The sequence below is a fragment of the Microbacterium oleivorans genome (assembly GCF_023715745.1).
Lineage (GTDB): Bacteria > Actinomycetota > Actinomycetes > Actinomycetales > Microbacteriaceae > Microbacterium > Microbacterium oleivorans_D.
Genome location: NZ_JAMBOV010000001.1, coordinates 160632 through 174169, shown reverse-complemented (window position 1 = coordinate 174169; position 13538 = coordinate 160632). Strand labels below are relative to the sequence as shown.

Annotated in this window: 12 protein-coding genes and 2 tRNA genes; 4 read left to right on the top strand and 10 right to left on the bottom strand. The window is 67.3% G+C overall.

All coding sequences use genetic code 11. The features are described from left to right. Positions 1-200: 200 nt before the first annotated feature. From sfnG to M3190_RS00840, 3 genes are all read right to left on the bottom strand, one after another. Complete coding sequence (gene sfnG / locus M3190_RS00850) at positions 201-1328, bottom strand: dimethylsulfone monooxygenase SfnG (protein WP_251577370.1); 1128 nt, start codon at positions 1326-1328, stop codon at positions 201-203. A gap of 165 nt (positions 1329-1493) precedes the next feature. Then, positions 1494-1566 (bottom strand) — tRNA-Ala (locus M3190_RS00845). A 14-nt stretch (positions 1567-1580) separates the two neighbouring features. Continuing rightward, positions 1581-1654 (bottom strand) — tRNA-Ile (locus M3190_RS00840). A 114-nt stretch (positions 1655-1768) separates the two neighbouring features. Between M3190_RS00840 and M3190_RS00835 the strand changes: the two genes are divergently transcribed. After that, on the top strand, positions 1769-2494 hold the full coding sequence (locus M3190_RS00835) for a VIT1/CCC1 transporter family protein (protein WP_251577369.1): 726 nt from the start codon (positions 1769-1771) through the stop codon (positions 2492-2494). Between the two features lie 21 nt (positions 2495-2515). Here the strand turns inward: M3190_RS00835 and M3190_RS00830 are convergent, their stop codons facing one another. The 7 genes from M3190_RS00830 to dnaA all read right to left on the bottom strand — a co-directional run bounded on the left by M3190_RS00830 (position 2516) and on the right by dnaA (position 12270). Further along, the gene (locus M3190_RS00830) at positions 2516-2923 is read right to left on the bottom strand and encodes a DUF3566 domain-containing protein (protein ID WP_251577367.1); all 408 of its coding nucleotides are present in this window, start codon (positions 2921-2923) and stop codon (positions 2516-2518) included. Then, positions 2920-5478 carry a DNA gyrase subunit A gene (gyrA, locus tag M3190_RS00825; protein ID WP_251577365.1) on the bottom strand — a complete coding sequence of 853 codons (2559 nt, stop codon included), beginning with the start codon at positions 5476-5478 and terminating at the stop codon, positions 2920-2922. The genes M3190_RS00830 and gyrA overlap by 4 nt, the downstream gene beginning before the upstream one ends. 51 nt (positions 5479-5529) lie before the next feature. After that, complete coding sequence (gene gyrB, locus M3190_RS00820; RefSeq protein WP_251577363.1) at positions 5530-7572, bottom strand: DNA topoisomerase (ATP-hydrolyzing) subunit B; 2043 nt, start codon at positions 7570-7572, stop codon at positions 5530-5532. 123 nt (positions 7573-7695) lie between these two features. Beyond that, the gene (locus tag M3190_RS00815; protein ID WP_251577361.1) at positions 7696-8190 is read right to left on the bottom strand and encodes a DUF721 domain-containing protein; all 495 of its coding nucleotides are present in this window, start codon (positions 8188-8190) and stop codon (positions 7696-7698) included. Next, positions 8177-9343 carry a DNA replication/repair protein RecF gene (gene recF / locus M3190_RS00810; RefSeq protein WP_251577358.1) on the bottom strand — a complete coding sequence of 389 codons (1167 nt, stop codon included), beginning with the start codon at positions 9341-9343 and terminating at the stop codon, positions 8177-8179. The genes M3190_RS00815 and recF overlap by 14 nt, the downstream gene beginning before the upstream one ends. Before the next feature lie 53 nt (positions 9344-9396). Next, positions 9397-10539, bottom strand: a complete 1143-nt coding sequence (gene dnaN / locus M3190_RS00805; protein ID WP_251577356.1) for a DNA polymerase III subunit beta — start codon at positions 10537-10539, stop codon at positions 9397-9399. A 429-nt stretch (positions 10540-10968) separates the two neighbouring features. Then, positions 10969-12270 (bottom strand): chromosomal replication initiator protein DnaA, encoded by a 1302-nt coding sequence (dnaA, locus tag M3190_RS00800; RefSeq protein ID WP_439958001.1) that lies wholly within the window; start codon positions 12268-12270, stop codon positions 10969-10971. Positions 12271-12697: 427 nt separating this feature from the next. On the opposite strand from dnaA, the gene rpmH reads away from it, so the two are divergent. Genes rpmH through yidD form a run of 3 tightly spaced genes read left to right on the top strand, consistent with a single transcriptional unit; the run spans position 12698 to position 13536 of the window. Further along, positions 12698-12835, top strand: coding sequence for a 50S ribosomal protein L34 (gene rpmH / locus M3190_RS00795; RefSeq protein WP_022879826.1), 138 nt, complete (start codon positions 12698-12700; stop codon positions 12833-12835). Between the two features lie 9 nt (positions 12836-12844). Beyond that, the gene (gene rnpA, locus M3190_RS00790; RefSeq protein WP_251577352.1) at positions 12845-13183 is read left to right on the top strand and encodes a ribonuclease P protein component; all 339 of its coding nucleotides are present in this window, start codon (positions 12845-12847) and stop codon (positions 13181-13183) included. Between the two features lie 41 nt (positions 13184-13224). Continuing rightward, a complete protein-coding gene (yidD, locus tag M3190_RS00785) occupies positions 13225-13536 on the top strand; it encodes a membrane protein insertion efficiency factor YidD (protein WP_251578959.1) in 312 nt (103 codons plus the stop codon). Positions 13537-13538 lie beyond the last annotated feature (2 nt).

Below are 13538 nucleotides of genomic sequence, written 5' to 3'. Positions count from 1 at the left end.
TGCCTGGGGTGCGAGCTCCCCAGCCACGCACCCCAGGCCATGTCGCGGCAGAGCCCCCAGACACTCCGAGTCCCCCCGCGGAGTTGCTGCTCTTCGGTGGATCCGACTTTCGGGGCGTCGTCTCCAACGGCGACATCATTATGGTGTCGCCGCCGCTGCAAGCTCAGCGCAAGGTCACCTCAAGATAAGCGCAAGATTCGTCAGGCGTCGGCGTGGTGTCGCTGCGGAGCACCCTCCTGTGCCTCCAATTCCCGCACGAGCGGGATGACCTTCTCGCCGAACTGCTCGAGCTCCTCCTGGAAGTGCAGGAAGCCGAGGAGGAACAGATCGACTCCGCGCCGCCTGTATTCGACGATGCGTCGAGCCACCTGCTCGGCGGTACCGATGAGCTGCGTGCGGAAGCCGTCGTTGTACTGCACGAGGTCCTCGAAGCTCGAGTCGGCCCACATGCCCTTGCGATCCGCGGTGGCAGCGCCCGCCTGCTGCACCGACTTCCGGAAGCCCTCGACCGCCTCGGTGTCGGCCTTCGCGATGATCTCGCGCAATTGCTCCCGCGCCTCCGCCTCGGTGTCGCGCACGATCGCGAACCCATTGAGACCGAAGCGCACGCGCCTGCCGTGCTCGGCCGCGATCCGCGTCACCTCGTCGTACTGCTCGGTGAAGCCGTCGAAGTCCTTGCCGTTGGAGAAGTACCAGTCCGCGTAGGCACCGCCGTTGAATCGGGCGGCCGTCGAGTTGCCACCCTGGAAGATTTCCGGATGCGGCCGCCCCGGGACCTCGTACGGTCCGGGCCGCAGGGTGAAGTCGTTCACCCGGTAGAAGTCGCCGGCGAAGCGGACGTTCTCCTCGGTCAGGAGCTTGCGCAGGACCTGGAGGAACTCGCCGGAGCGCCGATAGCGCTCGTCGTGGTCGAGCCAGGGGAGTCCGAGCTTGGTGAACTCGTCCTTGAACCACCCGGAGACGACGTTGACGGCTGCGCGACCCTTCGAGAAGTTGTCGGCCGTGAGCAGGAACTTCGCGAGGACCGCCGGTTCCCACAGACCCGGGTGCACGGCGGCGATGACCTTCAGCTTCTCGGTGGCGAGGAGGAGCGCGAGACTCGTCGACGTGGATTCGTGTTGCTGCGCGGCGCCGTAGCTGGACAGGTAGCGGACCTGGCTGAGGGCGTACTCGAAGCCGACGCGCTCCGCGGTGCGGGCCAGCTCGATGTTGTAGTCGAGGTCGAACGACGTCCGCTGCTCGATGGACGACACCACCAGCCCACCCGACACATTCGGCACCCAGTAGGCGAACTTCGTGGGCTCTGCGGCCTCCGTCGTCTCGGTCATCATCCGCTCCCTTCCGCCTCGTGGTGAGGACTCCGGGAACGACTCTCGGACCGCAGCGGCGGCGCGTCAAACACGACGACGATCCGTGACGCGGCGTGACGGGATGTGACGCCGCGCGAGACGCGAAACGCCGGACCCGAACGGGTTCCGGCGTTTCTGTGATTGTGGAGCCTAGGAGATTCGAACTCCTGACATCCTGCTTGCAAAGCAGGCGCTCTACCAACTGAGCTAAGGCCCCCGGTGCGGTGACGGTGGGGCTACCAGGACTTGAACCTGGGACCTCTTCATTATCAGTGAAGCGCTCTAACCGCCTGAGCTATAGCCCCGTCGCTGCCGGCTCGCGCCTGCAACCTCCAAGACTTTACCCGAAGAGGACGCCGTTTGACGAATCCGCGTCGGACGCGGCCCGCGGCATCCGCTCGTTCTGATTCACTGGCCTCATGAGCACGACCACCCCGCGCGAACCCGCCCACCGCGAGCCGCAGGGTGCGGGCCTCGGACAGCGACTGAACTGGCTGCGCGCAGGAGTGCTGGGCGCGAACGACGGCATCGTCAGTGTCGCCGCCGTCGCCGTCGGCGTGGCGGGGGCGACGAGCGATCTCGGCCCCATCCTGACGGCGACATCCGCCGCGCTCGTGGGTGGCGCCATCTCCATGGCCCTAGGCGAGTACGTCTCGGTCAGCAGCCAACGCGACACCGAGCGTGCGCTCATCGCCAAGGAGACTCGCGAGCTGGCCGAGATGCCCGAGGAGGAACTGGCCGAACTCGCCGAGCTCTACCGGGAGAAGGGCCTGACGGAGGAGACCGCACGGAAGGTGGCCGAAGAGCTGACGGCGCACGACGCTCTGCGCTCCCACCTCGACATCGAACTCGGCATCGACCCGGATGAACTGACCAGCCCGTGGCAGGCGGCCGTCTCCTCCGCCATCGCGTTCACACTCGGTGCGCTGCTGCCGTTCCTCGCGATCCTGCTGCCGCCGGCAGAGTGGCGGGTCGCGACGACCTTCGTCGCCGTGCTCATCGCGCTCGGACTGACCGGCACCATCTCCGCGACTCTCGGCGGAGCCGGCAGGCGTCGCGCCGTCGTCCGTCTCGTCGTCGGCGGCGCGCTCGCCCTCGCCGTCACGTGGGGATTGGGTCTGCTGCTGGGCACCTCCGTCGCGTGACGGGATGCCGCGGCATCCGACTCAGTTCGAGGTGAAGCCGACGAGCAGGCCGCCGGTGACCTTGACCATGAGGTTGTAGATCCCCGCGAGGACCGCACCCAGCACCGTGACGACGATGAGGTTCAGGATCGCGACGACCGCGGCGAACGCCATCACCTGCGGCAGGTTCAGGATCGACGCGAGCGTGAATGTGTTCTCACCGTTCACCGCGCCGAGCAGAGCATCGACCTGACCGACGAGACCCGTCGAGCTGATCACGAGGTAGACGAGCAGCGTCGAGATGACGGTGACGATCGCGAGGGCGACCGCCGCCAGGAACGACAGCTTCACGGCCGACCAGAAGTCGACGTAGACGAGACGGAGGCGGACCTGCTTCGCGGTCGTCCGGCTCGAGGACTTCTTGGCCAGCTTGTCGGCTACGGAGCTCATGCGTCACTCTCTTCGGTGGTCTCGGGAGTCGCAGCGGCCTCATCGGCCTCCGCACTCTCAGCCAGTCCACGCTCGCCGTTTCGGGCGATCGCGAGGATCCGGTCGTCGTCATCGGGGCGAGCGAAGACGACACCCATCGTGTCGCGACCCTTCGCAGGCACCTCAGCAACGGCCGAGCGTACCACCTTGCCGCTGGCAAGAACCACGAGGACCTCGTCGTCGGAGCTGACGATCAAGCCGCCGGCGAGCTCGCCGCGGTCGTCGTGCAGCTTGGCGACCTTGATGCCGAGACCGCCACGGCCCTGCACCCGGTACTGGTCCACCGAGGTGCGCTTGGCGTACCCACCCTGGGTGACGACGAACACGTACCCCTCGTCCCGGACGACGGATGCCGAGAGCAGGCTGTCTCCCTCACGGAAGGACATGCCCTTCACACCCTCGGTCGACCGGCCCATGGGACGCAGGGACTCGTCGTTCGCCGTGAAGCGCAGCGACATCCCGAGGCGAGACACGAGCAGGAGGTCATCGGTCGAGTCGACCAGCATCGCGCTGACGAGCTCGTCGCCGTCCTCCTCGTCCTGACCGCGCAGGCGGATCGCGATGATGCCGCCCTGCCGGTTCGTGTCGTACTCCGAGAGCGCGGTCTTCTTGATCTTGCCGTCACGGGTGGCGAGCACGAGGTACTCCGCCGCCGCGTAGTCGCGGATGTCGAGGATCTGCGCCACGTCCTCGCCCGGCTGCAGCGCGAGCAGGTTCGCGACGTGCTGCCCCTTCGCATCGCGTCCGCCTTCGGGGAGCTCGTAGCCCTTGGCGCGGTAGACGCGGCCCTTCGTCGTGAAGAACAGCAGCCAGTGGTGCGTCGTCGAGACGAAGAAGTGCTCGACGATGTCATCGGCGCGCAGCTGCGCGCCCTTCACACCCTTCCCGCCGCGGTGCTGCGAGCGGTAGTTGTCACTGCGGGTGCGCTTGACGTAGCCGTTGCGGGTGACGGTGACGACGATCTCCTCTTCGGGGATCAGGTCCTCCATCGACATGTCGCCGTCGTACCCGTGCAGGATGTGGGTGCGGCGTTCGTCGCCGAACTTCGCGACGATCTCGCTGAGCTCCTCGGCGATGATCGTGCTCTGCCGATCACGCGACGCGAGGATGTCGTTCAGGTCGGCGATCCTGATCTCGAGCTCTGCGGCCTCGTCGATGATCTTCTGGCGCTCGAGGGCGGCGAGGCGACGCAGCTGCATCGTGAGGATCGCATCGGCCTGGTCGGTATCGATGTCGAGGAGTGTCTTCAGACCCTCGCGCGCCTCGTCGACGGTGGGGGAGCGGCGGATGAGCGCGATGACCTCGTCGAGCGCATCGAGCGCCTTGAGGTAGCCGCGCAGGATGTGCATGCGCTTCTCGGCCTCGCGCAGGCGGTAGCGCGTGCGACGGACGATCACCTCGAACTGGTGCGCCAGCCAGTAGCTGATGAACCCGTCGAGGGGGAGCGTGCGCGGCACCCCGTCGACGATCGCGAGCATGTTCGCGCCGAAGTTCTCCTGCAGCTGGGTGTGCTTGTACAGGTTGTTGAGGACGACCTTCGCGACCGCATCCCGCTTGAGGACGATCACCAGTCGCTGACCCGTGCGGTCACTGGTCTCGTCGCGGATGTCGGCGATGCCGCTGAGCTTGCCCTCCCGAGCGAGCGCCGTGATCTTCGCCGCGACGTTGTCGGGGTTCACCTGGTACGGCAGTTCCGTGATCACCAGGCACGTACGGTTCTGGATCTCCTCGACGTTCACGACCGCGCGCATCGTGATCGAGCCGCGGCCGGTGCGGTAGGCCTCGCGGATCCCCTTCGTGCCGAGGATCTGCGCACCGGTGGGGAAGTCGGGGCCGGGGATGCGCTCGATCAGCGCGTCGAGGAGCTCCTCACGGGTCGCATCCGGGTGCTCCAGTGCCCACAGCACACCGTTCGCGACCTCGCGCAGGTTGTGCGGCGGGATGTTGGTGGCCATGCCGACGGCGATGCCGACGGATCCGTTGACCAGGAGGTTCGGGAACCGCGAGGGGAGCACGACCGGCTCGCGCGTGCGGCCGTCGTAGTTGTCCTCGAAGTCGACGGTCTCCTCGTCGATGTCGCGCACCATCTCGAGCGCGAGCTGAGCCATCTTGGTCTCGGTGTACCGCGGGGCCGCGGCGCCCATGTTGCCGGGGGAGCCGAAGTTGCCCTGGCCGTCGGCGAGCGGGTAGCGCAGCGACCACGGCTGGACGAGGCGGACGAGGGCGTCGTAGATCGCGCTGTCACCGTGCGGGTGGTACTGACCCATCACCTCGCCGACGACGCGCGCGCACTTCGAGTAGCTCTTGTCGGGGCGGTACCCGCCGTCGTACATGCCGTAGATGACACGGCGGTGCACGGGCTTGAGGCCGTCTTCGACGCGCGGCAGCGCACGACCCACGATGACGCTCATCGCGTAGTCGAGGTAGCTCCGCTGCATCTCGACCTGGAGGTCGACCTGGTCGATGTTGCCGTGGTTGTATCCGGCGTTCGGGTCGGGACGCTCTTCGTCAGCCATGTTCTCTCAGTTCGTTCGTCGTCGGAGTGCCGGGGCGGGATGCGGGCGGACTCAGATGTCCAGGAACCGCACGTCCTTGGCGTTGCGCTGGATGAACCCGCGCCTCGCCTCGACGTCCTCGCCCATGAGCACCGAGAAGATCTCGTCGGCCGCGGCCGCATCGTCGATGGTCACCTGACGCAGCGTGCGCGTCTCGGGGTCCATCGTCGTCTCCCACAGTTCCTTCGGGTTCATCTCGCCGAGACCCTTGTAGCGCTGCACGCCGTTGTCCTTCGGGATGCGGCGGCCGGCCGCGACGCCCTCGCGCAGCAGCGCGTCGCGCTCGGCGTCGCTGTAGACGTACTCATGGGGAGCGTTCGACCACTTCAGGCGGTACAGCGGCGGCTGCGCGAGGTACACGTACCCGGCCTCGACGAGTCCGCGCATGTAACGGAACAGCAGGGTGAGCAGCAGCGTCGTGATGTGCTGGCCGTCGACGTCGGCATCTGCCATCAGGACGATCTTGTGATACCTGGCCTTTTCGACGTCGAAGTCGGGCCCGATCCCGGCACCGAAGGCCTGGATCATCGCCTGGATCTCGGCGTTGCCGAGCGCGCGGTCGAGCCGGGCCTTCTCGACGTTGAGGATCTTGCCGCGCAGCGACAGGATCGCCTGCCGCTCGGGGTCGCGTCCCGACACGGCGGACCCACCAGCGGAGTCGCCCTCGACGAGGAAGATCTCGCTGATCGAGGGGTCCTTGCTCGTGCAGTCCTTGAGCTTCTCGGGCATGGATGCCGACTCGAACACGCTCTTGCGACGTGCGGTCTCGCGCGCCTTGCGCGCCGCCATCCGCGCGGTCGCCGCCTCGACGGCCTTCGTGATGACGAGCTTCGCCTGCTGCGGGTTGCGGTCGAGCCAGTCGGTGAGCTGGTCGCCGACGACCTTCTGGACGAAGGCCTTCGCCTCGGTGTTGCCGAGCTTGGTCTTGGTCTGACCCTCGAACTGGGGCTCCGACAGCTTGACGGAGATGACCGCGGTGAGGCCCTCGCGGATGTCCTCGCCCGCCAGGTTGACGTCCTTCTCCTTCAGCATCCCCTTCTCGCGGGCGTACCGGTTGATCTGGGTCGTCATCGCCGCGCGGAAGCCCTCTTCGTGGGTCCCGCCCTCGTGCGTGTTGATCGTGTTGGCGAAGGTGAAGACGTTCTCGGTGTACGTCGTCGTCCACTGCATCGCCAGCTCGAGCGAGATGTGTCGGACGGTGTCCTCGGCCTCGATCTCGATGATCTCGTCGTTGACGACGTCGGCCTTGCGCACCTTGTTCAGGTACTCGACGTAGTCGACGAGGCCGCGCTCGTACAGGAAGTCGTCGTGCCGCTGGACGGTGTCCGACCCGCCCTCGGGGAGGTCGACGACGTCGACTGCGTCCGCGCGCTCGTCGGTGAGCGTGATGCGCAGTCCCTTGTTGAGGAACGCCGTCTGCTGGAAGCGGGTGCGCAGCGTGTTGTAGTCGAAGTCGGTCGTCTCGAAGATCGATCCGTCCGGCCAGAACGTGATGGTCGTGCCGGTCGTCCCGCTCTCCTCCCCCTTCACGAGGGGACCCTCGGGCTTGCCGCCGCCGGAGAACGTCTGGCGCCAGATGAATCCCTGGCGCGCGATCTCGACCTCGAACCGCGTGGACAGCGCGTTCACGACGGACGAGCCGACGCCGTGCAGACCACCCGAGACGGCGTAACCGCCGCCACCGAACTTGCCGCCCGCGTGCAGGACGGTGAGCACGACCTCGACCGTCGACTTGGTGGGGTCGGAGGAGTGCGGATCGACGGGGATGCCGCGGCCGTTGTCGACGACGCGCAGACCGCCGTCGGCGAGGATCGTGATCTGGATCGTGTCGCAGTAGCCGGCGAGGGCCTCGTCGACGGAGTTGTCGACGATCTCGTAGACCAGGTGGTGCAGGCCGCGCTCACCGGTCGAGCCGATGTACATGCCGGGGCGCTTGCGGACGGCCTCCAAGCCCTCGAGGACCTGGATCTCGTCGGCCCCGTACTCCGCGGGGATCCGGGGTGCGGCGGGCGGGTCGAGATCCTCGGGAGTGTTGTCGGGGGTATCTGACGTCATCGGTTTCGCGCGCTCCACATCCATCGTCTGGGCTTCTTCCCAGTCTAGTGCCTCGCACCGCTTGTGCGCCGCTGAACGCCGCTGTGGCGGCCCGAAACGTTTCCGAAGGGTCCGGGACGTCGGTCAGCCGTAGGTATCGCGCGGACCCCGCCCTGGAACGGCTCTGGGGCCCCATTTCCAGGAGGGGACGTCGGGTCCCACGAATCGAACCGACTCGACACCGGCCTCCGGGAAGCGTCGAATGAGCTCGGTGACGATCGTCGCCCGCATGAGGTGGAGGTTCTTCGCCCACGCCGTCGAATCGCACTGCACGGTGAGGACGCCGTCGCTGAGGGCGACCGGATCGGCGTGACGAGCCGTCTCCTCACCGGCGACCTCGGCCCACTGGAGGACCAGGTCCTCTTTCGCGAGCTGGGCGTCCCACCCCGACGAGCGGGTGAGGTCCGCGAGCAGGTCGCCGACCCCCTTGGGATCGCGACCCGGGGTGAAGGGCTGGTTCTCGTCGTCGTCGTTCCGCCGCTTGCGGCGGCGCTTCTTCGCGGCCGACGGCTCGAGACCGCGCAGTCGCAGGTAGGTCGCGACCGTCTCGGGGATGCCGGCGGGATCAGACATCGGCATCCGTCACGATCGTCCCCGCCTCGACACGGACGGTGCGGACCCGCAGCGACGCGGGGACGTCGCCCTCGACCGCCGCGGTCACGATGACCTGCTCGAAGTCCGCGACGACGCCGGCCAACCGCGCACGTCGGTCGGCGTCGAGCTCGGCGAAGACGTCGTCGAGGATGACGATCGGGTCGCCGAGGCGCAGCTGATCGCGCAGGAGCTGTGCCGAGGACAGCCGCAGCGACAGCGCCGTCGACCAGGACTCGCCGTGCGAGGCGTACCCCTTCACCGGGAGCCCGCGCAGTCGCAGGAGCAGGTCGTCGCGGTGCGGTCCCACGAGGGTGACGCCGCGCTCGAGTTCCTGACCCCGCTTGGCGGCCAGTCCCGCGCGGAAGGATGCCGCGACAGCATCGGCGCCGATCGCGGAACCGGTCTGCGACACCGGTGCGGCGTCGTCCTCGGGGTCGGCGCCCTCGACGGTGAGCACCCACTCGAGCTGCGGATCGTGGTCGGCGCCGGCGATCGCCTCGTACGCGTCGCGCATCGGCTGGGCGAGATCCTCAGCCAGCCGCAGGCGGGCGAGGATGATCTCGGTCCCGAGCGAGATGAGCTTGTCGTCCCACACGTCGAGGGTGGTGAGCTGATCGGCTTTGAGCCCTCGGGCCCGGGCGGATTTGAGGAGGGCGGTGCGCTGCTTGAGCACGCGGTCGTAGTCGGCGAGAACACCGGTCATGCGCGGCGCGCGCTGCACCAGGAGCTGATCGGCGAACCGACGACGCGCGGAGGGGTCGCCACGGACGATCTGCAGATCCTCGGGGGCGAACAACACGACCTGCGCGTATCGGGGGAGTTCGGACGTGCGGACAGGGGCCCCGTTGACCCGTGCCTTGTTCGATCCCGAACGATTCAGCTGCGCCTCGAGCTGGATGCGGCGGTCGCCGTACCCCAGGCGTGCCCGGACGAACGCGGCATCCGCCCCGTACCGCACCATCGGCGCGTCCTGCGAGACCCGGTGCGATCCGAGCGTCGCGAAGTAGCCGATGGCCTCGGCGAGATTGGTCTTGCCCTGGCCGTTGCGGCCGACGAAGACGTTCGGACCGGCCGCCAGACTCACGTCGGCCGCCGCGTAATTGCGGAAGTCGACGAGACTCAGGTGCTCCACGATCACCAGATCACCCTCCCTCGAGGCACCGACACGCCTCGATGTGGACGGACGCCGGGTCAGCGCAGCAGGAGGTTCGGCTGCAGCAGGTACTTGAAGCTCTCGGGAGTGCCCGAGGTCTGCGGCGTGATGAGGACCGGACTCAGCTTGTTCGCGTTCTCGCTCGAGGTGAACGTGATGCGGGTGAACTCGCTCTTCACGGCGCCGAGCGCCTCGAGCAGGTACTGCGGGTTCAGACCCAGGGTCACCTCGTCGCCGGCGAGCGTCGCGTCGACCGATTCCGTGGCGCGGGCCTGCTCGGTGCCGGCGGCATCCATCGACACACCCTCGTCCGAGAATGTGAACCGCAGCGGGGCGGACCGGTCGAGCACGAGCGAGACACGACGGACGGCCTCGCCGAGCTCGGCCGTGTTGACGACGGCGTAGTGCTCGGTCTGCGCAGGGAACAGCCGGCGGACCGGGGGGAAGTTCCCCTTGATGAGAAGAGAGGTGACGGTCTTGTTGCCCGCCGTGAACGCGATGATCTCGCGGTCGCCCGAACCGGAGAACGAGATCTGGATGTCGCCGGAGTGCGCGAAGGTCTTGCCCACCTCGGTGAGCGTGCGCGCCGGGACGAGCGCGGTCGTCGCCTCCTCGCGAGCGACGGCGCCGCTGTCGAAGTTGATCTCGCGCAGCGCGACGCGGTAGCGGTCGGTCGCCACGAGGCTGAGCTCGTTGCCGGTGACCTCGAGCTGGACACCCGTGAGCACGGGGGTGACGTCGTCGCGGGATGCCGCGAACGCGACCTGCGCGATCGCGGTCGAGAAGTCGTCGCCGGGGACGAGACCCGAGTCGCCCGAGACCTCCGGGATCGCCGGGTACTCCGCGACGGGCATCGCCGCGAGGGTGAACCGCGCGGAGCCGCACGTCAGGAGGATCTCACCGTCGGCATCCTGCGTGATCTGGATCGGCGCGTTCGGCAGTCGGCTCGCGATCTCGGACAGGAGTCGTCCGTGGACGAGGATCGTGCCCGGCTCGTCGACCGTCGCCTCGATGCGGGTGCGAGCGGATGCCTCGTAGTCGAACGCGGCCAGCGAGAGACCGTCGTCACCGGCCTCGATGAGGACACCGGCGAGGATCGGCTGCGGGTTCCGCTGCGGGAGCAGTTTCACGACGAACGACACGGCTTCGCTGAATACATCGCGGTTGACGTGGAACTTCACTGATGCTCCCTTGACGGCGAGATGGGCCCTCTCATGCTAGTGCCCACGACAGGACGCTCCGGAAGCCGTCCTTCGGAGCTGCTCGCGGCCCGACCGCACCGGTGGGTGTGATCGAACCGGGCTTTCAATAGAGAGAGATCTGTCTTCTTGTTAACAGCTGTGGAAACTGTGGATAAGTCGGTGGATGCCAGTCGTCGAGCCGGAACCACATCCGTGTAACTTGTGCACTGACTGCGGAAACACGCGTGAGTCGCGCCGGCGCCGCACGATTCTCTTCAGCCGTTCATCCACAGGCTGTCGCCGTTCGTTCACATCCGAGGCCCCGCGACGCACAGTTATCCACAGGCTTTCCACACTGTGGGAAACGGCATTTTGGTGGTCGCGCGGCACACGTGTCAAGTACGGCCGCACAGCCGGGCGTGTGGGCCGTCAGCGAGCAGATCGACCCAGCTGCGACGTGATCTCGGACACCTGGTTGTAGATCGAGCGACGCTCCTTCATGAGTTCGCTGATCTTCTTGTACGCGTACATGACGGTCGTGTGGTCGCGGTTGCCGAAGAGCTGCCCGATCTTCGGCAGGGACAAGCTGGTGCGCTCGCGGCACAGGTACATCGCGATCTGGCGGGCGGTGGCGACGGACTGCGAACGGCTGGACCCGTAGAGGTCGTCGACCGTGAGGCGGAAGTACTGCGCCGTCGCCGAGATGATGTCGGTCGGCGAGATGACGTTCGCGTCATCCTGATCGACGATGTCCCGGAGAACCGTCTGTGCGAGCGAGATGTCGAGGTTCGACCGGTTGAGGCTCGCAAACGCCGATACTCGGATGAGGGCGCCCTCGAGTTCACGGATGTTGCTCGACACCTTGGTCGCGATGTACTCGAGCACGTCGTCCGGCACCTGGAGACGTTCGGACTGCGCCTTCTTGCGGAGGATCGCGATGCGCGTCTCGAGGTCGGGGGCCTGCACGTCGGTGATGAGGCCCCACTCGAAGCGGCTCCGCATCCGGTCTTCGAAACCGGTGAGGTGACGCGGCGGCACATCGCTGGTGATCACGACCTGCTTGTCGTGGTCGTGCAGCTGGTTGAAGGTGTGGAAGAACGCCTCCTGCGTCTCGGCCCGGCCCTGCAGGAACTGGATGTCGTCGATGAGGAGGATGTCGACGTCCCGGTACCGCGCCTGGAACGCCGAAGCGCGGTTGTTGACGATCGAGTTGATGAAGTCGTTCGTGAACTCCTCGCTCGAGACGTACCGGACCTTGATGCCCGTGTAGAGGTTGATCGCGTAATCGCCGATCGCGTGCAGGAGGTGGGTCTTGCCGAGGCCCGAGTCCCCGTAGATGAAGAGCGGGTTGTACGCCTTGGCCGGAGCCTCGGCGACGGCGACGGCCGCAGCGTGGGCGAACCGGTTGGACTGGCCGATGACGAAGTTGTCGAACGTGTACTTCGGGTTGAGCCGGGTGTCGTTGCGGGATGCCGGCGCCGCCTGCTCGCTGTAATCCTCGGCGTTCGGGCGGGTCGGGGCCGAGGGTGTGGGCGACAGAGCGGACTGCACCGGGACGGGGGCGGTCAGGTGCGCGTCACCGAGCTCGGGGTTGACGACCACGCGGAAGGTGCTCGCGGCCGGCTCGGCGTCGACCTGCGCGAGAGCCTCCATGATCGGCCCGCGCAGACGCTTGTTGAACTGCCCGGCTGTCAGGTCGTTGGGCACATCGAGGTAGAGCGTGCCGCTCATCACTCCCTGCGCGACGGCGAGGTTCACGAAGCCGTGCAGCTGCGGGGTCACCCGGTCGTCGTTCGCCAGCACGTCGAGCACGGCGCTCCAGACGGGGACATCTGGAAGTTCGTGCTCGGACATGACCCTCCCGGGGTGTGGACAGTGGTGTGCACGGTACTGTGCACAACCTGTGGATAAGTGTCCGGATCACGCTAGTCATCGGCGCTCCGCAAGGCAAAACCCACTGTAGAACCGGCCCGCGTGTCGTCGCCAGCAGCCTCCCGGCGTCGGTGGATAATGGCCGGTCGGCGTCCCGGTTTGGGATCTCAGGAATCTCGACGTATCCTAGGTCGGTTGACTTGCGCCTTTTCGACGCGAGTCCCCCATGTACCTGTGTCCCCGGTCTCGAGCGTTCGGGTGACCCCGCCCATCCGGAGTGATCTTCATGAGCAAGCGCACGTTCCAGCCCAACAACCGCCGCCGCGCCAAGAAGCACGGCTTCCGCGCCCGTATGCGCACCCGCGCCGGCCGCGCCATCCTCTCGGCTCGTCGCGCCAAGGGGCGCACCGAGCTCTCGGCCTGACACCACGAGGTGCTGGCGCGCGGGAACCGCATCACCCGCGGGGCGGACTACCGTTCCGTCGTCCGCGGAGGTTCCCGCTGTCCGGCGATACACACCGTGACCCACGTGGTCAGCACGTCTGAACAGCGCCCCCCACGCTTCGGCTTCATCGTGAGCAAGCAGGTGGGGGGCGCTGTCGTGCGCAACACGGTGCGTCGCCGACTGAAGGCGATCTGCGCCGAGGTCCTGCCGGGCGTCCGGCCCGGGGCGGATGTGGTCATCCGCGCGCTGCCGGCCGCGGCATCCGTCGACTTCGCGACGCTTCGCGCCGAGGTCGTCCGCTGCATCGAGCGGAAGGCTGCGGCGTGAGCTCGGCTCCTCTTCCGTCTTACACACGCGGGGACGCGGTGATGGATGCCGGCGCACTGCCGGCGGCGATCGCGCTGCTCCCCCGCAATGCGGCCATTGCGCTGTTGCACGGGTACCGGGCGACGGTCTCCCAGCTGTACGGCGATGTGTGCAAGTACTATCCCTCGTGTTCGGCCTACGCGCTGGGCGCCGTGCAGCAGCACGGGGTCCTCAAAGGGTCGGCACTCGCGGCTGCCCGTCTTGCGAGATGCCACCCCTGGGCCGCGGGCGGCATCGATGACGTCCCCGCTCACACGCACTTCCGGCACGACTTGACTTCGCACGGCTACGTCGTGCCCCGCAGAAAGGATTGATC